This window comes from Paraglaciecola sp. QJM3NY_14, assembly GCF_056173245.1.
Genome location: NZ_CM149664.1, coordinates 3,523,038 through 3,541,409, shown reverse-complemented (window position 1 = coordinate 3,541,409; position 18,372 = coordinate 3,523,038). Strand labels below are relative to the sequence as shown.

Genomic DNA, 18,372 nt, shown 5'->3' with positions numbered 1-18,372 from the left:
TCAGTGCGTTATACATTAGGCGAATATCTGATAGTTTAGGAGTTCTGATAGACTACGAATTGAAGATGAATAATTTAAAGAGGATATTATGAAAAAAGGATTAGGATTTTTAGTTTTATTATTATTGCTTGCCGTAGGCGTAGCTTGGTACCTACTCAGTGCTGCGGGGGATTTCATTCGTACCCAAATAGAGGAGCAGGGGAGTGACTTTCTTGGTACTAGAGTTTCCGTTGCGAAAGTTGAATTAGCGCTTGCAGATGGCCGCATGAGCATTGGTGGCTTAAACGTAAAAAACCCACAGGGTTTTAGTGATGAAAATGCGTTTAGCCTAGGAGATATCACCCTTGATATCGGTGAGGTACTCAGCGAGCCTTACGTGGTACAAACTATTAAAGTGAATGCGCCAGAAGTATTGTATGAAGTCGATGCAAGCGGTAAGGGGAATCTACTTGTATTAAAAAATAACGTAGAAAGTAAACTTTCAAACACAGAAAGTAAGGCTGAACCTGAAACGACCGGCGGGGCTAATCCGTTGGTCATTGTTGAAAACGTAACTGTGAGTAACGTACGCCTGAAGTTAAATTTTGAGCAACTTTCTACAGGAGACTTAGCGCTTAAAACTAAAGCCTACGAAGTCACTTTACCGACATTCAATGCGGGACCTATTGGGGAACCTAGTGGTATGCCTGCTGATCAAGTCGGTGCAGCCGTAGTAAAGAGTATGCTCGATAATGTCATGGCAGCTGCTAAGTCTGAAGCAAAGAAGCGGTTAGCAGAGGAAGCTAAAAAGAAAGTAAATGAAGAACTTGAAAAGCAAAAAGAGAAGTTGCTAGATAAGGCGGGTGATAAGCTCAAAGGCTTATTCAATTAGACTGCTCATTACCCCTCAGGGCAGTTTATTATTGTTTAGTGTACGCCAACTAAGTAATTAAACTGCTCTGTTACAGGGTCATATAATTTGACCTTAACTAATTCAGCCTATGCATCTTATTACCCTGTAAAGCGGTAATTATGTGGATTCATAAGGCTATTTATCCTATTTGCTGTGGCAGCAATCAAAACATTTAATGAAGAAATAATATTTTTACTTTACACTCCTGCGCTTTGTCTTCGAATAACTAACAGTGGATAACGTACAGCAGATATGGCAGCGATAGGTATTGATTACGGAACCTCAAATTCAGAGGTCTCTTATTTTGACGGAAAACAACATCACTTCATAAAACTGGATGCGGATCTAGAAGGTGCGCATAAAATCCGTTCGTCTGTCTTTATCTATTACGAGAATGAATTACCTACTCCTCCTGTCTCGATGATTGAAGCGAAAGTAGCGCAAATAAAACGTGCTATTAGTGAGCAAATCGACAAAGCGAAGGACGGCTATTACGAAGCCCCTGATCCAAAAGAACAGCAGCGTTACAGCGATCGAATTGATTCCCTTCGAGTGGAATTTCACAACTTGCCTGAGCTGCAACGTCGCGCAATAGAAATATTACTTAAAGATATGACGGTGCAAGATCTGCCGTTAAAACAGCTCGTAGAAACGGGTAAATTTGCCTTTGGCGAAGAGGGGTTCAGACGTTATCTGCAAACACCTGATAAGGGGCGTTTGATTTACTCACCTAAGAATTTCTTAGGTGCAAATTTGGTGGCAGGGCAGCAGCACGCTTTTGTCGGTCTTATTGCCAAGCAGCTAGAATTCTTTCGTTTAAGCGCTCAAGATCAGCTCAACATGACCGTCGATATTGCTGTAATAGGACGTCCAGTAAAGTTCCATGGTACTCGCGGTCAAGAGGGAAATGAGCAAGCGATAGAGATTATGACCCAGGCCGCTCAACAGGCTGGCTTCTTACATGTTGAGTTTTTAGAGGAGCCTATTGCTGCTGCTTATCAAATTGAGCGTACCCTCGATAAACAAACCAATGTGTTGGTGGCCGATATTGGAGGAGGTACTACCGATATCTGTTGTATCACGTTATCACCCGATAAGCAGATAAACCTTGACCGTCAGCAAGACGTACTATCAGTGACGGGGGCGCGCTTAGGTGGAATGGAGTGTGATAAAAATCTCATAATAAAGAGTATTGCACCCACAATGGGGCGTGGCTTATTGATGCGTAATGGGTTACCGGTACCGCCTACCTATTACTCTGATATGTGCGCAGTAGATGATATTCCAAAGTTAAATCATTTCTTTTCTGAAGAATACTGGTTAGCTATCGCACAAACCAAATCAGATGTGAAAGAGCCAAAGCTCCTAGCGCGATTACTCACGGTTCAGGAGGATAAGCTTTCTGCGCGGCTGGTTAATTCATCTCGTTTGGCAAAAGAAATGCTCTCATCAAAAGACAGCATTACCTTACCTCTGCATTATGTTGAGCAAGATTACGATGTCAATATCGATATAGAGGCGCTAAAAAGCTCTATGCAGCCTTGGCTGTCTCGCGTAAAGGGATTGGTTAAGGAGTGTCTGCAAAATAGTGCACAAGAGCCAGAGATGCTCTTTATTACGGGTGGTATGAGTTTATCTCCGATTGTAAGAAAAGAATTAGGAGAGGTTATGTTACCGCACTTACCTTTAATGCAGGGAGATGCGTTTAACTCAGTGTGCGAAGGGTTAGCCATCCAAGCAGCTAAATTGACTGCATGATAGAGGTTAAGTTGAAGCGTAATTCGTCGATGTATCTACTGATCTCCAAAAAAGAGCTGTTATGCAACTGATCAACGTTAACAAAGAGCGTTACCGTCGCCACTTGAACTGGGTTATTGGTATGTGTATTTTTGGATTAGCTGCTGGTAGCTTGGGCATTTCACAGCTATTGATTGCACTATTTCCGGATCAAAGCGGCAGCCACTTTCATTGGAATCTACTCGGTGTCATCGTATCTAGCGTCACCATTGGTTGGTTATTAAACAAATATCGCCATCACGACTTTATGACTGAAGTTACCTATGTTTGGGAACTGAAAAAAACGCTCAACAAAATTAATCGCAAGCTACCTAAACTTAAAGCTGCAGCGGCAAAAGGTAACCTTAATGCCATGATTGCATTGCAGTATAGCTACTCTGGCTCGCGTTTATTGTGGGAATTAGACGACAATACCATTGTGATGGAAGAATTAATGATAGAGCAAGCCAAGCTAGATGCACTAATTTCACAGTACCAACTCACTCTGCATGTAGAAGACTACAACGATTCACTCTTGAAGGAATTTTGACCCAAACCAGAGGGGGGCTAACTCTTCCCCGCAACAGGTTTTCAAAACGTAAGTTTGATGGCAATGTCATAGCGCCAGCTATACGACCATCATAACGGCTGCAGCACCTGTAGCGGCCAATATTAACCAACGATACTGCTTCTCTGGTATGTATCTCACTATCTTGATGCCAACGAACGCCCCGATCGCAATAAAAGGCAGCAAGGCCAAGTTCAACGAAAATGAATTGAGAGAAATGGTGTGCCAGCTGAAAATATGGAAGGGTACCTTAAACACGTTCACTGCAAGAAAGAACCATGCTCCAGTGCCAATGTATTCGTTTTTCGGTAAGCGCATGCTAAGTAAGTAAAGCGCCATGACAGCGGCCGCCAAATTACCAATCATACTGGTGAAGCCACCTAGCAACCCCATCAATACGGCAAACCACATGTAATCAGGGATAGTCTCTTTGTTGGCGGTTTCCATCCACAACATGATGGCTAGGCTGACAAAGATAATACCCCCCATCACGACGCGAAATAGCTGATCGTCTATATAACTGCCTATTAAAGTGGCTAAAACAACCCCCACCGCCGCTGAGGGAAACAACTTCATCAAATAAGACCAATTGACATGCCTTCGGTAATAGGTAACGGCAAATAAATCAGCCATGACAAGCAAAGGTAACATCAAGCCTGACGAGTCTTTGCCGCCAAAAATGATAGCCATAATTGGAATAGTAAATAAAGCGACGCCACCGACACCGGTTTTTGACATGCCTATTAGAAAAGCCGTAAGCAGTAGCATGCCCGCAGTGGAGTAGGTCAATGAATACGAGAATAAATCAAACATTAGCAGTCGCTATTCGTACCCAGGTAAGCGAAATGGCTGACCCTTTAAGGAGGTGCTTCTTTGCAGTGATAGTTTAATTGTGAATAACCTTAACCCGGCCCACTTGACCGTCTTCGAGCCTTACTTTAATACCATGGGGGTGGTTAGGGGAGTTAGTCAGAAGCCTTGCAACGGTCCCCTGTGTTAATTCACCAGAGCGCTGATGCTCTTTTAGCACAACTGACACCTCAGCCCCTATTTTTACGTTCGCACGTTTAGTGCCGTCCATTGTTTGTTCCTTCTCGCGTTAAAACTAAGGAGATCATTCGTCTGAAGTTTTCTCTTTAAACTCACATAAATCTTCTACTATACAGCTACCGCAACGTGGTTTACGAGCGATGCAGGTGTAACGTCCGTGGAGTATTAGCCAGTGGTGCACGTCCACTTTAAATTCAGCGGGTACGACTTTTAATAGTTTCTGCTCAACTTGATCAACGTTTTTGCCCATGGCGAACTTGGTGCGATTCGATACGCGGTCAATATGGGTATCTACCGCAATTGTCGGCCAGCCAAAGGCCGTATTTAAAACTACGTTTGCTGTTTTGCGACCAACGCCAGGTAATGCCTCAAGGGCTGCGCGGTCCTCTGGAACCACGCTGTTATGTTGCTCGATAAGCATCTTGCAGGTTTTGATCACATTCACGGCTTTGGTATTAAACAGCCCAATGGTTTTAATGAACTCTTTTACGCCATCCACGCCAAGGGCGTAAACAGCTTCAGGTGTATTGGCTACAGGGAACATCTTGGCCATGGCTTTATTAACGCTCACGTCGGTCGCCTGAGCTGAGAGCAAAACGGCAATCAGTAGCTCGAAGGGACTTGTGAAGTTCAATTCAGTTGTAGGGTGCGGGTTAGCATCACGCCACCTCGTTAACATCTCTACACGTTTCTGTTGGTTCATCTACGAGTAATGTCCTGTATTCGTCAAATCTTGCTTAGGTTTCAGCAGTGACACGAGCACGCTGAACGACTTTGGCTTCTTGTTTGGCTGCAAACATACGTTCAAAACGCTTATCAAGTATGTTCTTAGCGGCGATCAGTAACCCCATACCTAAGAATGCCCCTGGAGGTAAAATGGCAAGTAAGAAGGGGGAATCTGTAGTGAAAATCGTCACTTTTAAACTGGTTGCCCAATCGCCTAACAGCAGGTTAGCTCCGGCAAATAAAGTACCGTAGCCAAGCAGTTCACGCATTGCCCCCAAAAGCACAAGCACCACACTAAACCCGAGCCCCATCATCAACCCGTCGAATGCGGCATAGCCAATAGGGTTTTTAGAGGCATAAGCTTCAGCTCGGCCGATAATTGCACAGTTGGTCACAATAAGAGGAATGAATATACCAAGCGCCTGATACAACTCGTACGTGTAGGCATTCATTAAAAGCTGCACGACAGTGACAAACGCGGCAATAATCATGACAAAAATAGGAATTCGGATTTCATTTGGCACTAGGTTACGAATAATCGATACGGTCGCGTTTGAGCCAATCAAGACCAAGGTCGTGGCTAAGCCTAGACCTAGACCGTTGGTAACGGTCGCAGTAACGGCAAGTAGCGGGCACAAACCAAGTAGTTGTACTAGGGCCGGGTTATTCTTCCACAGGCCTTGCCAACTTAACTGTTTGAATTCATTCATTCTATTTTACCCTTGTGATGCAAGTTGGCTGCGACATTCGTTGCTGGCAGAAAAAATCGCCTCTTTGTTAGCTTGATAATACAGCGCGGTATTTTTAACGGCACTTACTACTGCCCGCGGGGTAATGGTTGCACCGGTGAACTGATCAAACTGACCACCGTCTTTTTTTACGGCCCAGTTGGATGCATTGTCTTCTGTCAGTTGCTGATTGTTAAAGCCCAAAACCCAATCACTGATACGTAAGTCAATTTTGTCACCTAGGCCTGGTGTCTCTTTGTGGTCTATCACTCTTACACCAGATACGGTTGCATCCCCTGACAACCCCACCACGAGCTCAATACGCCCGCTATACCCATTGGGAGCAGTGGCTTCGATGACTGCTGCAACTGGCTCGCCAGCTCTGGTTGCCCGATAAATATGCTGCGGACTGTTGCTGCCAAGGTATGCCTGTGAGGTGACTAGCACACAGTCATGCTGCATCAGGTTATCGTAACTACCCCTTGGAACAAGTTCATCTAGGATCGCCAACAACGTTTGTTGACGTTGTAGCTCTATTTGTTCTTGTGTTCCGAAATAGGTGAGGGCAATCAAGCCGCTGGTAATAATTGCAAACAAACTTAGGATCAGCCCATTTTTGGCAATAACCTGCTTCATTTTGGCTCTCCCTTAGTGCGTTTTGTATGGCCATAAGTGCGTGGGCGGGTGTAATAATCAATGAGCGGTACTGCCATATTCATGATTAAAACAGAAAAGGCAATTGCGTCAGGATAACCGCCCCATGTGCGGATCACATACACCCAAAACCCAATGGCAGCGCCAAAAATAATACGCCCTTTATTGGTGGTTGACGCGGATACAGGATCTGTCGCGATAAAAAATGCACCGAGGATCAAACTACCGTTAAAAATATGGAATAACGGAGACGCAAATCGGTCTGCATCCACTAGAAACATTACACCGGCACATAGAGCCGCGCCTGCAAGCATGCCGCCTGGAATATGCCAATTGATGATCTTAGCGCGTATCAGATATAAGCCACCAAGCAGGTATCCAGTGCTAACCCACCACCACCCAATGCCTAAACTGCCATCAAAAATGGCCGACTGGAGTCCTTCTTCATAAGTTAAGCCCTGGGCAAGTCCTGTTTTAATGGCATCAAGAGGCGTTGCCATGGTATGACCATCTGCAGCGCCTTGCAGCTGAGCTAGGCTAAAACCATCGGCACTAAAGCCAGTAAAGACTGCATAGATAGCGTCGATAAGGCCGGGTTGATGCGCGGTGAGACTTTGCGCAGGTAGCCACTGGGTCATTTGTACCGGAAATGACACCAACAACATGACGTACGCCGCCATTGCCGGATTAAAGACATTGAAACCCAGCCCGCCGTATAATTGCTTAACCATGGCAATCGCGAAGAACGTGCCGATGACAATCACCCACCAAGGAGCAAAAGGTGGAATGCTGATAGCCAACAGAATAGCGGTTAATATCGCGCTGTAATCTTTGATAGCGCGCTCGAAGTTGCGCTTACGCATTTCTAATATTGTCGCTTCAGTGACAACCGCCGTTATTACCGCGAGTGCTATTTGCACCAACACCCCGAAACCGAAAAACCAAGTTTGTAGTAGAATGCCTGGTATTAATGCATAAATCACCATGCGCATAACCTGACCGGTGTTGCGTCGCACATGCTGATGAGGTGAACTGGCTAGTTTATAATTCATTGGCGCTTTTATTCTTCTGATGATTTCATTTGAGCCGCCTTTTTAGCTTTCGCTTTCGCTACGGCAGCAGCGATGCGGCGTTTCTTCTCGTCTAATGCGTGTTCTGCATCAGTTACTTGGTGCTCTTGGGTCTGTTGAGCATCTTGAGCCTCCGGTGAAGGCGTAATAGGTTTGTCACTCGGACTTTGCGTTTCACCCGACGTTTGGTCTTTAGCTAATTTTTTCGCTTTCGCTTTGGCTACCGCAGCGGCAATTCGTGCCTTTTTCTGTGCTGCAGGATCAAGCTCCTTAGATTCATGCTGTTCAGGTGCTTTATCTACCGGCTCTTGAGCAGGCTCACTTTGGTGGTTAGAAATCGACTCGGATGCCAAGCCGCTCTTGGCTGATGCATTCTCTATTACCTTTTGCGCTTTTTTGGTTTTGGCTTTGTCGATAGCGGCTGCAACACGCTCATCTTTCGTCTTACTAGAGTCATTACTCTGTGTTTGTGCGTTCGGTTTATTTAACGAACGAATAGAGGCGCTATCAGACGCAGTAGTGGGGGCATCAAGCGAGGCGTCCGACTCAGTGGGGGGATTCGAAGCTAAATTTTTGGCAGATTTTTGTGCTTTTTTAGCTTTCGCTCTAGCAATAGCCGCTGCCACGCGCTCATCTTTGGCAGTACCAGATTTTTGGCTTGCAGTCTCTGCGCCTGTTGCTTGTGAGTTTTCCGCTGTCTTGGGCTGCGTTTCATGCTCAGAGCTTATATCAGCCTCCACCGGCGCCGAACGCTGTGCTTTCTTGGCTTTCGCTCTAGCAATAGCCGCTGCCACGCGATCATCTTTGGAAGTACCAGATTTTTGGCTTGCGGTCTCTGCGCCTGTTGCTTGTGAGTTTTCCGCTGTCTTGGGCTGCGTGTCATGCCCAGAGCCTATATCAGCCTCAACCGGCGCCGAACGTTGCGCTTTCTTGGCTTTCGCTCTAGCAATAGCCGCTGCCACGCGATCATCTTTTGATGTACCAGATTTTTGAGTTGCTGATTCTGTGCTTGTCACTGTCGCGGGCTCAGCTGCTTTGGGCAGTGTTGCCTGTTCAGAACTGACATCTGGATTATTTGCCGTTGTTTGTACCTGCTCAGCCTTTTTAGCTTTGGCCCGGGCAAGCGCTGCGGCGATTTTATCTTGAGCGTCATTGCCTTTATTTTGCATGGCTGACTTGCGCGCTTCGGCTGCTTTGCGATGCTTTTCATCTCGGGCTTCTTGTTCTCGCACTAAGCGTGCCGCTCTGCTTTCAAAGCGCTCTCTCGCTTTGTCTGATTTTTGCTTTTCTTCTTGCTCCGCTCGAATTTCGGCTTTCGCTACGCGGTAATAATGCACAAGCGGAATTTCACTGGGGCATACATACGCACAAGCGCCGCATTCTATGCAATCAAACAAATTATAATCTTGGGCTTTGTCTAACTCTTTGGCTTTGCTGTGCCAGAGTAACTGTTGTGGTAACAGGGATACAGGGCACGCATCAGCACACGCGCTACAGCGAATACAAGGTTGTTCCGCTTCAGGCTCAGCCATTTCATCAGATGTGGGAAGTAACAAACAATTCGTTATCTTAACCACGGGCACTTGATCGCTTGCCACGGTAAAGCCCATCATAGGCCCGCCCATGATAATGTGTTTTTGCGCCTGTCTGTGGGCCACATAACCAGCAGAGGAAAGCAAATGCGCTACAGGAGAGCCGATCAACGCCCAAACATTTTTTGGGGTTTCAACTGCCTTGCCCGTAATTGTGACTACGCGTTGTATTAACGGTTTGCCGCTAAAAATCGCATCAGCAATAGCAAAACAAGTTCCCACATTATGCATGATCACCCCTACATCTATGGGCAACCCTTGTTTGGGGACTTCTCTGTTTGTGATGACTTGGATCAGCTGCTTCTCGCCACCCGCGGGGTATTTGGTCGCAATAGGAACGACTTTATATTGTTCGCTTTGCTGGCACGCGACGCGCATCGCTTCTATAGCTTCAGGTTTATTGTCTTCAATCGCGATATAAACTTGCTTAGGGGATAATAAATGACATAAGACATCGATACCTTGACGTATTTGCCAAGCGTGCTCCCGCATCAAACGGTCATCAGAAGTAATGTACGGCTCACACTCCACACCATTGATAATAATGAACTCGACATCTTTCTTCGGTGCCGATTTTATGTGCGTAGGAAACCCCGCACCGCCCATCCCTGATATGCCTGCATTACAAATCGCTTCAAGCACTGATACTTTGGGCAGTGATTGATAATCTTGTAATGGGCTTAAGATTGCCCATTTGTCTAAATTATCAGGCTCAATGATAAGTGTTTGCTCGGGTAACGCAGACGGATGCGCTGAAATATGTGGACCGATACTCACAACCGTGCCCGAAGTAGGCGCATGCACCGGCACTGAAAATGGGTTTGCACTTCGCGTCAGTGGTTGGCCTTTTAGTACTTGCTCGCCTGGCGCAACGATTAATTGTCCTTCGACTCCGATGTGCTGCTTAAGCGGAATATACAGTCGTTCAGGCAGTGAGATACTTTCGATCGGTTGTTGATTAGATAATTCTTTTTGCTGTGCAGGAAAAACCCCACCGGGGAAATCCCATAATTTGTTGTTTTGTACACGCGTCACGATGTCTTCGTAGGCAGGAATTAGTTCACGATTCATTAGCTCACCTGCTTAACGGGGATACTTTCAATGTTCCAGCGCCATGATGATGGCGTGGTCTGCGTAGGGATCATGTCAATACAATCAACAGGGCAGGGGTCGACACATAAGTCGCAGCCGGTACATTCGTCACTTATTACGGTATGCATTTGTTTAGCGGCGCCTAAAATCGCGTCAACGGGGCAAGCTTGAATGCATTTTGTGCACCCTATACATTCATCTTCGCGAATAAACGCGACTTTTTTTATGTCTTCACTGCCATGAGCCGCATCAAGAGATGTGGCTTCAACTCCCATCAAATCGGCAAGACGCTTTATGGTGGCGTCTCCTCCGGGGGGGCATTTATTGATATCATCACCATCAGCAATGGCTTGGGCGTAAGGTTTGCACCCCGGGTACCCACACTGACCACATTGGGTTTGTGGTAATAGTTCATCGATTTGTTCAACTAAAGGGTCGCCTTCAACCTTAAAGCGTATTGATGCGAAACCGAGTATGGCTCCGAATACTAAGGCAAGCAGCCCTACTGCGATAAGTGCGGTAAAAATGGCCCACATAAAACTCATTAAAATTTCACCAAACCAGTAAAACCTAAAAAGGCTAACGACATTAACCCTGCGGTTATCATGCTAATAGAGGCGCCTTTAAACGGCGCAGGTACATCTGCCACTGCTAAGCGCTCGCGCATCGCAGCGAACAAAATGAGAACTAATGAAAAACCAACGGCTGCACCAAACCCATAAATAACCGATTCAATAAAGTGGTGTTCATGGTTAATGTTCAGTAGCGCTACACCCAATACCGCGCAGTTCGTAGTGATCAACGGCAAGAAGATACCTAACAAGCGATATAACGTAGGGCTTGTTTTGTGCACGACCATCTCAGTAAATTGTACCACCACAGCAATAACAAGAATAAAGCTCAGTGTGCGCAGATACTCGATGCCTAAAGGCAACAAAATGTAGTGTTCAACCAAATAACTAGAAAGTGACGCTAGGGTTAAAACGAAAGTGGTCGCCATGGACATACCAATGGCGGTTTCGAGCTTCCCTGAGACTCCCATAAAAGGGCATAAACCAAGGAATTGAACCAATACGAAGTTATTAACTAGCACGGTTCCGATCAGTAAAAGTAAAAATTCAGTCATGTTGATTGCAACCTAGAAGCAATATCAAAATAATGAAACCTGTTTAAAGTAGTGCGTTAATGCGGCAATATCGGTCCACGGATAAACTAGGCGTTAAGGTTTACCCATTGGGTGTTTCAATCAGGTGTATATAGAAGGCACAATACGATTAATCAGCGTTAACGCGACATATCTCGTTTATCAGCAGCAAAATTACACCTTAGCGCGCACTAAAACCAATTACTCCCGTTAATGAACATAGATAAAAAGCAATTCGACATTAGCTGTATTAAATACAAGTTGGTCGAGCTGAATGCATCATCGAGAAAGTGTGCAGTATTATCCAAGTATTCAAGGCGATTAACAACTTGATATGCAAAAACTTTTGAAGGTAACTTGAGAATATAATGAAAGAGGATAAAGTAGATATTGAGCCTGATTGGCTCCCCCTCCCCGATTCGAACGGGGGACCTGCGGATTAACAGTCCGTCGCTCTAACCAACTGAGCTAAGGGGGAATCATATATCAAACTTATAGACCCAGAGGGAATATAATGCGCTTCGAATCAAACGTAATGAGCCAACTAATATAAAAAAATTGCTTATATCACGTTGGCTCCCCCTCCCCGATTCGAACGGGGGACCTGCGGATTAACAGTCCGTCGCTCTAACCAACTGAGCTAAGGGGGAATCGTATAACGCTCATCGAAACTCACTTTCATAGAGTTAATACTCTAGTAGAGTGTTGCCTTGGAGGCCGTTTCAACGGGGGCGAATATTAATGAGCATCCCGTCTTGTGTCAACACCGATTACAACTATTTTTAGGCTTTTTGCAGGTTTATTTATCAATTGATTTTTATTCGTACAATCTGTTGGGTTAATCGTACAAGAGTTGAACGTTTCCAAAATAATAAGAGATGAATTCATATTATTAAACCCAAAAAGAAAACATTTCCTTGGATATTGCTCCGTCGGGATACGGCGCTAAGGTGAACTTACCTTTTGACTATTATGATCTCAATACAAAGAGACGAGGGGGGAAGTCGCAAATAGTAATAACGGGTTTCTATATAACGAATAGTTATTTAAACTACAGTGATTACTGTATGTATAATCAGTGCTTAATAAAACTGTAACCTATTGTAAGACTGCTAGAGGTTAGTGACAACTTACAAACGGATCGCGCAATTATCATTCAAGTTCACGGATTTGTTGAGGCGGGGATAGTTATCCACTATATCTGTGGATAACTATGTGCATGAATTCGCAATGCATCCCGCCAGCCTAGTGAATTCGTTGTCAATACGAATTCTTAAAATCTTTTGATTTTTTGTTTTTTGCTTTTTAAATCATAGTGTTAAGCCTGTTGTTGGACATTTTAAGCTTAGCTTGGATGATTTTCGCTCAGGGCTTTTTTGCTTGTGTGTTGTTTTTAATTGCAACTAAAGTTTTATAAAAATAGTGCTTGAAATTACTGGATTTATGCCTACTGTTTTTGCCGGAAAAGTAGCAACTTAATGATCAATTCATCTGCAAATTGGTGCTAAGTGCATAGCAGTTGATCAAATATTGTCACTTTTCACATACAGTTCAGGGGTTTTGCTTGTGTGGTAATGAATTTAATTCATATAACCGTATTTTCTTATCTTTTTCCGCGACAGTGGGCCTGCTCGTATTTTGATACAGCTTTTCGTTAGTCATATGAAATGCGTTAGCTTAGTATAACCGGCTTGTTAACAAAGGAACCCCTAGAGTGAGTCAAAAATCTGAGTCTTCAGGCAGCCGTGATCTGTTAAATAACCCCATAGGTAAAACTCTTCAAAGTATGACAGTCCCTATGCTTGTGGGCATGATTATGATGATGTCTTTCGGATTGGTGGATACCTTTTTTATTGGGTTGCTGGGAACCGACGAGCTCGCAGCGATCAGTTTTACTTTTCCTGTCACTTTTACGCTCATCAGTTTGCATATAGGTCTTGGCATAGGGACGTCAGCGGTTATTGCTAGGTTCCTAGGAAGTAATAATCATAGTGAAGCACAGCTGTCTGGTACAGGTGCATTAATGCTGGCTTTTGTATTGGCAACTGTACTAGCGTTAATTGGGGTGTTTACCATTGACCCCATTTTTACCTTGCTTGGTGCCAGTGAAAATCTTCTGGAGTATATCCATCAATATATGGTGGTTTGGTACGCTGCAGGTGTGTTTTTGGCAATGCCTATGGTGGGCAATAGTATCCTGCGGGCATCAGGAGATACCAAAACACCCAGTTATGTTATGGCGGGCGGTGGGCTAGTTAACGTTATTTTAGATCCTATTCTGATATTTGGCTGGGGGCCTATTCCCGCCATGGGGATGCAGGGGGCGGCCCTTGCTACATTAATCGCTTGGGCGTTAGGGCTAGTATACATTCTTTATTTACTCGCTTATAAGCGCCGGCTCATACTGTCTCGCTTACTTACTATTCCAGAGTTAAAGCAGGCCATCAGCGGCATTTTAAAAATTGGATTGCCTGCAGCAGGTGCAAATATGTTAACGCCGGTGGCTGGGGGGATCCTAACTGCTGTGGTCGCAGGATACGGTCCAGGCGCCGTCGCTGCATGGGGGGTAGGTGGCAGACTAGAGTCTATTGCCAGTATCGTTATTCTGGCTTTATCCATGTCATTACCGCCCTTTATCAGTCAAAATTACGGAGCAAATAATCTTTCTCGAGTCTCAAAGGCTTACCAACTTTGTGTGCGGTTTGTAATTCTTTGGCAGTTATTGGTTTTCGTTCTGTTTTATTTTTTATCTGGTGTTATCGCCAGTGCGTTTTCATCTGAGCCTGAAGTCATTGAGCTAATTCAAACTTATTTGATGATCGTTCCATTGGGATACGGTGTACAAGGCATTGTGATTTTAACCAACTCGTCATTTAATGCGATGCATCTACCTATGTCGGCTTTAATTATGAGTGTTTTACGCTTGTTTGTTTTTTTTGTACCCATATCTTATTTAGGGAGTTACCTATTCGATTTAAAAGGTATGTTTTGGGCTGGCATTTTAGCCAACATAATAACGGCCACGATCGCCTATTTGTGGTTCTGTCGTTCGCTTGCTAAGCGCATTGATGCATAACTTAATCGTTCTTTTCCCTTTTTCAAGGAGTATTCATGGCACGTGCCTTTCAACTTACGTCTAATTATTCACCGGCAGGGGACCAACCTAAAGCCATTCAGGCGTTGGTCGATGGGCTGGAAAGTGGACTGGCTGCTCAAACACTGTTAGGTGTAACCGGCTCTGGTAAAACATTTACTATGGCTAATGTGATTAATGAAGTGCAGAGACCGACCTTAATTCTTGCACATAATAAGACCTTGGCAGCCCAACTGTACGGTGAGATGAAGGAGTTTTTCCCGAATAATGCAGTAGAGTATTTTGTTTCTTATTATGATTACTATCAACCTGAAGCCTACGTACCATCGAGTGATACCTTTATTGAAAAAGATGCCTCGGTAAATGCGCATATTGAGCAGATGCGTTTGTCGGCAACAAAAGCATTGATGGAACGCAGAGACGTGGTCATTGTTTCTAGCGTGTCTGCTATTTACGGCTTGGGCGACCCTGATTCATACATGAAGATGCTGTTGCATTTTCGCCAAGGCGATATCATGAATCAGCGCGATATTTTGCGCCGCTTGGCTGAAATTCAATATAGCCGCAATGACGTAGCATTCGAGCGCGGCACTTTTCGTGTGCGCGGTGATGTCATTGATATATTTCCTGCTGACTCCGAGCGGGAAGCTGTGCGGGTGGAATTATTTGATGAAGAAGTCGAACGGATCAGTATTTTCGACCCGTTGACGGGGGCAGTGGAGAAAACTGTTGCCAGAGCAACCATCTTCCCTAAAACCCATTATGTTACACCCAGAGAAAAAATTCTCGATGCTGTAGAGCACATAAAAGATGAGCTGAAAGAGCGAAAAGCACAACTTTTGTCTGTCAATAAGTTGATTGAAGAGCAGCGTATTAGCCAGCGATGCCAGTTTGATATGGAAATGATGCAAGAGCTGGGGTATTGCTCCGGCATCGAGAATTACTCTCGTTATTTGTCTGGTCGTACGCCGGGCGATCCACCGCCCACCTTAATTGATTATTTTCCGGCTGATGGTTTGATGTTTATCGATGAGTCTCACGTTACCGTTTCGCAAATTGGCGCAATGTACAAAGGCGATCGCTCTCGTAAAGAAACGCTAGTGGAATACGGATTTAGACTGCCCTCAGCACTGGATAACCGCCCGCTGAAATTCGATGAATTTGAACAAATTGCCCCACAAACTATTTACGTCTCAGCCACACCAGGCAAATATGAGCTAGCTAAAACCCCAGACGACATTGTCGAACAGGTCGTGCGACCGACGGGATTGATCGATCCTGAAATTGAAATCCGCCCAGTGGGCACTCAAGTTGATGATTTACTGTCGGAAATCGAAAAGTGCGTAGCCCTTAATGAACGGGTCCTCGTGACCACGCTGACGAAGCGAATGTCAGAGGATTTAAGTGAGTATCTAGACGAGCACAACGTGAAAGCACGTTATCTTCACTCAGACATCGATACAGTTGAGCGGATCGAGATCATACGTGATTTACGCTTAGGTAAGTTTGATGTATTGGTGGGGATTAACTTATTGCGAGAGGGGTTAGATATGCCAGAGGTGTCGTTGGTCGCCATACTCGATGCGGATAAAGAAGGCTTTTTACGTTCCGATCGCTCACTTATTCAAACCATAGGTAGAGCGGCTAGGCACATTAATGGCCGCGCTATTTTATATGCCGATCGGATAACCGGCTCTATGCAGCGCGCGATGGATGAAACCGATCGACGTCGCGAAAAACAGCGGGAACACAATAAAAAACACAATATTGTGCCTACCCAGCTAAATAAACCCATCACAGATATCATGGATGTTGGGGAGGGCTCTGGCCAAGGGAAAGTCATGTTGCGTAAAGTGGCTGAGTCCGGCAAGAAATATAACGGCATGAGTGCCCCTGAGCTGATGAAAAATATTGCTGAGCTTGAAAAGAAAATGTTTCAAATGGCGAAAGATTTGGAATTTGAACAAGCGGCTTCTCTTAGAGATGAAGTGGAAACTCTGCGCAAGAAGCTTGTGGATATGTCATAGGTAAGGCGTTTCCTTTTCCGCTGACAATAAGAACTGCCCACTGCCAAAAGTTTGGTAAATAAAATGCTCGCTTTTGAACGTTAGTCGAACTTTTGTGGTTTTTCGCGAAGGTTCGCCTCGTTTTCATGATATTTACATTGTAATCACATTTCGCCTTGCCTATTATGTTCTTAAGTATCAATAACTATACCTATAAGTGGTGCTAACCATGATTAATCGACTGCAAGAGTCTGATATAAAACTTTTACGTGTGTTTTACGCCGTTGCTTCGTGTAATGGCTTCACGGCGGCCGAGTCTGTATTGCGTATGCAGCGCCCGAACATAAGTGCTGCTATCAAGAAGTTAGAAGATCGCCTCGATCTTGTGTTGTGTCATCGCGGACGCGGTGGTTTCCAGATGAGTAAGGAAGGTGAGGTTGTCTTTCAAGAAACCAAACGTATTTTCAACTCATTCGATAATTTTGTATTCAACTTAAAAAGCTTGCACGACGATTACTCAGGGCATATTACTTTAGTGATGATGGCTGGCTTGCCGCTCAATTATCATCTTGCGGTGAGTAAAGCAGTCAAAAGCACCATGAAAAAATTCAACGATATACACGTTAATATTCAAACGCGCTTATACAACGAAGTTGAGCATGTGGCGTTGTCTGGCGAATGTCATTTAGTGCTGTCAACTTATGATATGGTCAAGCCTGAGTCGGTCACATTTCATCCCATAGATGTGAAATGTCGCGGGCGACTATATTGCGCGCCGACGCATCCGTTGGCAAAGTACGCCGACGGCTTACCTGATACGGTGCGTATCGATGATTACCCTGCTATTGGTATTTCTGGATTGTCGTCTGGAAACTACATTGACGGTGAGCGACGCTTGTCTATTCAAACCTTTTCAGACTCGTACGATGGTTGCTTATCAGCAATCATGACGGGTGAATACATGGGGTTGCTGCCTGATTACATGGTTGAACATCAGGGCAAAGACTTAGGATTGGTGTCGATCAAAAATCGTCAGTTTGAGTTCAATCACGAGTTGTTCATGATGAACGGTAAAAATACGCGCTTGAATCCTGTTCTGCGCCATCTGATAAAAGAAGTGGCTTATTTTATTCAGCAAACCGAAAAGTAAACTTTATTAATGCGCGTAGTCCGTTCTTATTGAGCTTTTACGTGATTGAATACGCAGTCTTGCAGCGAATGTTGTTTGTGCAAGACTGACGGATTCCCAAGTGAATTAATTGGACTTTGAATAACGTGAATGCTTTATATTGAGTAGTGCCGCCCATACCCATATCGGCATTTATTCGTATTCTAATGGGTCTTGCGCGTTATTTTTGTCAAAGGCCTCTAAGCGTTCTTGGCAGGCACCGCATTTTCCACAGGCTTTTTCTCGGCCGTTATAACACGTCCATGTCAGGTTATAATCCAATCCCATGTTTAACCCTGCGGTTAAAATATCTATTTTACTTTGGTACAAAAAGGGAGACACGATTTCCACTTTTTCATAATTGGCAATTGCACAGACGTCATTCATGCGTTCAACAAATTCAGGGCGGCAATCAGGGTAGATGTCGTGATCGCCTGAATGCGCTCCGTAGTACACTTTATTTGCATCCAGCGAAACGGCGTAACCTACAGCCATGGATAATAAAATCATATTGCGATTAGGGACCACGGTCGACTTCATGCTTTCTTCGGCATAATGCCCTTCTGGAATATCCACATCAGAGGTAAGTGACGAGCCACCAATGAGCTCATTGATTGCGGATATATCAATAATTTTATGCGCCACGCCTAGGGTTTTACAAGCTCGGCTGGCGTAATCTAATTCTTTGCTATGGCGCTGTCCGTAGTTGAAAGACAGGGCATGCACTTCATAGCCCTCTTTGACAGCCATATTTAGCACGGTAAATGAATCCATGCCTCCTGAAAAAATTACCACCACCTTTTGTACCATTT

Annotated in this window: 16 protein-coding genes and 2 tRNA genes; 6 read left to right on the top strand and 12 right to left on the bottom strand. The window is 44.7% G+C overall.

Annotation, left to right across the window (positions count from 1 at the left end; genetic code table 11):
* Window positions 1-88: 88 nt before the first annotated feature.
* From AC0VYA_RS15100 to AC0VYA_RS15090, 3 genes are all read left to right on the top strand, one after another.
* Window positions 89-871 carry a hypothetical protein gene (locus tag AC0VYA_RS15100; RefSeq protein WP_475488824.1) on the top strand — a complete coding sequence of 261 codons (783 nt, stop codon included), beginning with the start codon at window positions 89-91 and terminating at the stop codon, window positions 869-871.
* A 273-nt stretch (window positions 872-1,144) separates the two neighbouring features.
* Complete coding sequence (locus AC0VYA_RS15095) at window positions 1,145-2,650, top strand: Hsp70 family protein (protein WP_475488823.1); 1,506 nt, start codon at window positions 1,145-1,147, stop codon at window positions 2,648-2,650.
* Window positions 2,651-2,711: 61 nt separating this feature from the next.
* Complete coding sequence (locus tag AC0VYA_RS15090; RefSeq protein ID WP_473475100.1) at window positions 2,712-3,218, top strand: DUF3087 family protein; 507 nt, start codon at window positions 2,712-2,714, stop codon at window positions 3,216-3,218.
* A 78-nt stretch (window positions 3,219-3,296) separates the two neighbouring features.
* On the opposite strand, the gene AC0VYA_RS15085 is transcribed toward AC0VYA_RS15090, so the two are convergent.
* From AC0VYA_RS15085 to AC0VYA_RS15035, 11 genes are all read right to left on the bottom strand, one after another.
* Entirely contained in the window at window positions 3,297-4,049 is a 753-nt protein-coding gene (locus AC0VYA_RS15085; RefSeq protein WP_473475098.1) for a TSUP family transporter, read from the bottom strand.
* Between the two features lie 73 nt (window positions 4,050-4,122).
* A complete protein-coding gene (locus AC0VYA_RS15080) occupies window positions 4,123-4,317 on the bottom strand; it encodes a YwbE family protein (protein WP_006993653.1) in 195 nt (64 codons plus the stop codon).
* 33 nt (window positions 4,318-4,350) lie between these two features.
* Window positions 4,351-4,989, bottom strand: coding sequence for an endonuclease III (gene nth / locus AC0VYA_RS15075; RefSeq protein ID WP_475488822.1), 639 nt, complete (start codon window positions 4,987-4,989; stop codon window positions 4,351-4,353).
* A gap of 34 nt (window positions 4,990-5,023) precedes the next feature.
* Window positions 5,024-5,722 carry an electron transport complex subunit E gene (locus tag AC0VYA_RS15070; RefSeq protein WP_475488821.1) on the bottom strand — a complete coding sequence of 233 codons (699 nt, stop codon included), beginning with the start codon at window positions 5,720-5,722 and terminating at the stop codon, window positions 5,024-5,026.
* Between the two features lie 6 nt (window positions 5,723-5,728).
* Window positions 5,729-6,376, bottom strand: coding sequence for an electron transport complex subunit RsxG (rsxG, locus tag AC0VYA_RS15065; protein ID WP_473475090.1), 648 nt, complete (start codon window positions 6,374-6,376; stop codon window positions 5,729-5,731).
* Window positions 6,373-7,446, bottom strand: a complete 1,074-nt coding sequence (rsxD, locus tag AC0VYA_RS15060) for an electron transport complex subunit RsxD (RefSeq protein WP_011575728.1) — start codon at window positions 7,444-7,446, stop codon at window positions 6,373-6,375. Before rsxD ends, rsxG begins: the two co-directional genes overlap by 4 nt.
* A gap of 8 nt (window positions 7,447-7,454) precedes the next feature.
* The gene (gene rsxC, locus AC0VYA_RS15055) at window positions 7,455-10,127 is read right to left on the bottom strand and encodes an electron transport complex subunit RsxC (RefSeq protein ID WP_475488820.1); all 2,673 of its coding nucleotides are present in this window, start codon (window positions 10,125-10,127) and stop codon (window positions 7,455-7,457) included.
* Window positions 10,127-10,693 (bottom strand): electron transport complex subunit RsxB, encoded by a 567-nt coding sequence (gene rsxB, locus AC0VYA_RS15050; RefSeq protein ID WP_011575726.1) that lies wholly within the window; start codon window positions 10,691-10,693, stop codon window positions 10,127-10,129. Before rsxB ends, rsxC begins: the two co-directional genes overlap by 1 nt.
* On the bottom strand, window positions 10,693-11,274 hold the full coding sequence (rsxA, locus tag AC0VYA_RS15045) for an electron transport complex subunit RsxA (RefSeq protein ID WP_475488819.1): 582 nt from the start codon (window positions 11,272-11,274) through the stop codon (window positions 10,693-10,695). The genes rsxB and rsxA overlap by 1 nt, the downstream gene beginning before the upstream one ends.
* A gap of 419 nt (window positions 11,275-11,693) precedes the next feature.
* Window positions 11,694-11,770: transfer RNA gene (locus AC0VYA_RS15040), tRNA-Asn, on the bottom strand.
* 95 nt (window positions 11,771-11,865) lie between these two features.
* Window positions 11,866-11,942, bottom strand: a tRNA-Asn gene (locus AC0VYA_RS15035).
* Window positions 11,943-13,006: 1,064 nt separating this feature from the next.
* Here AC0VYA_RS15035 and AC0VYA_RS15030 point away from each other — a divergent pair.
* The 3 genes from AC0VYA_RS15030 (at window position 13,007) to AC0VYA_RS15020 (ending at window position 17,542) form a co-directional block, all read left to right on the top strand.
* Window positions 13,007-14,368 carry an MATE family efflux transporter gene (locus AC0VYA_RS15030; RefSeq protein WP_475488818.1) on the top strand — a complete coding sequence of 454 codons (1,362 nt, stop codon included), beginning with the start codon at window positions 13,007-13,009 and terminating at the stop codon, window positions 14,366-14,368.
* Window positions 14,369-14,403: 35 nt separating this feature from the next.
* Window positions 14,404-16,413, top strand: coding sequence for an excinuclease ABC subunit UvrB (gene uvrB, locus AC0VYA_RS15025; protein ID WP_475488817.1), 2,010 nt, complete (start codon window positions 14,404-14,406; stop codon window positions 16,411-16,413).
* 208 nt (window positions 16,414-16,621) lie between these two features.
* Window positions 16,622-17,542: a LysR family transcriptional regulator gene (locus AC0VYA_RS15020; RefSeq protein WP_006993641.1), complete on the top strand. Its 921-nt coding sequence runs from the start codon at window positions 16,622-16,624 to the stop codon at window positions 17,540-17,542.
* Window positions 17,543-17,713: 171 nt separating this feature from the next.
* Here the strand turns inward: AC0VYA_RS15020 and queC are convergent, their stop codons facing one another.
* Entirely contained in the window at window positions 17,714-18,370 is a 657-nt protein-coding gene (queC, locus tag AC0VYA_RS15015) for a 7-cyano-7-deazaguanine synthase QueC (RefSeq protein WP_473475079.1), read from the bottom strand.
* Window positions 18,371-18,372: the final 2 nt, after the last annotated feature.

Excerpts from the sequence above, each read along its gene's own strand:
- AC0VYA_RS15100 (WP_475488824.1), top strand. The coding sequence starts at position 89 with ATGAAAAAAGGATTAGGATTTTTAGTTTTATTATTATTGCTTGCCGTA.
- AC0VYA_RS15095 (WP_475488823.1), top strand. The coding sequence starts at position 1,145 with ATGGCAGCGATAGGTATTGATTACGGAACCTCAAATTCAGAGGTCTCT.
- AC0VYA_RS15090 (WP_473475100.1), top strand. The coding sequence starts at position 2,712 with ATGCAACTGATCAACGTTAACAAAGAGCGTTACCGTCGCCACTTGAAC.
- AC0VYA_RS15085 (WP_473475098.1), bottom strand. The coding sequence starts at position 4,049 with ATGTTTGATTTATTCTCGTATTCATTGACCTACTCCACTGCGGGCATG.
- AC0VYA_RS15080 (WP_006993653.1), bottom strand. The coding sequence starts at position 4,317 with ATGGACGGCACTAAACGTGCGAACGTAAAAATAGGGGCTGAGGTGTCA.
- nth (WP_475488822.1), bottom strand. The coding sequence starts at position 4,989 with ATGAACCAACAGAAACGTGTAGAGATGTTAACGAGGTGGCGTGATGCT.
- AC0VYA_RS15070 (WP_475488821.1), bottom strand. The coding sequence starts at position 5,722 with ATGAATGAATTCAAACAGTTAAGTTGGCAAGGCCTGTGGAAGAATAAC.
- rsxG (WP_473475090.1), bottom strand. The coding sequence starts at position 6,376 with ATGAAGCAGGTTATTGCCAAAAATGGGCTGATCCTAAGTTTGTTTGCA.
- rsxD (WP_011575728.1), bottom strand. The coding sequence starts at position 7,446 with ATGAATTATAAACTAGCCAGTTCACCTCATCAGCATGTGCGACGCAAC.
- rsxC (WP_475488820.1), bottom strand. The coding sequence starts at position 10,127 with ATGAATCGTGAACTAATTCCTGCCTACGAAGACATCGTGACGCGTGTA.
- rsxB (WP_011575726.1), bottom strand. The coding sequence starts at position 10,693 with ATGAGTTTTATGTGGGCCATTTTTACCGCACTTATCGCAGTAGGGCTG.
- rsxA (WP_475488819.1), bottom strand. The coding sequence starts at position 11,274 with ATGACTGAATTTTTACTTTTACTGATCGGAACCGTGCTAGTTAATAAC.
- uvrB (WP_475488817.1), top strand. The coding sequence starts at position 14,404 with ATGGCACGTGCCTTTCAACTTACGTCTAATTATTCACCGGCAGGGGAC.
- AC0VYA_RS15020 (WP_006993641.1), top strand. The coding sequence starts at position 16,622 with ATGATTAATCGACTGCAAGAGTCTGATATAAAACTTTTACGTGTGTTT.
- queC (WP_473475079.1), bottom strand. The coding sequence starts at position 18,370 with ATGGTACAAAAGGTGGTGGTAATTTTTTCAGGAGGCATGGATTCATTT.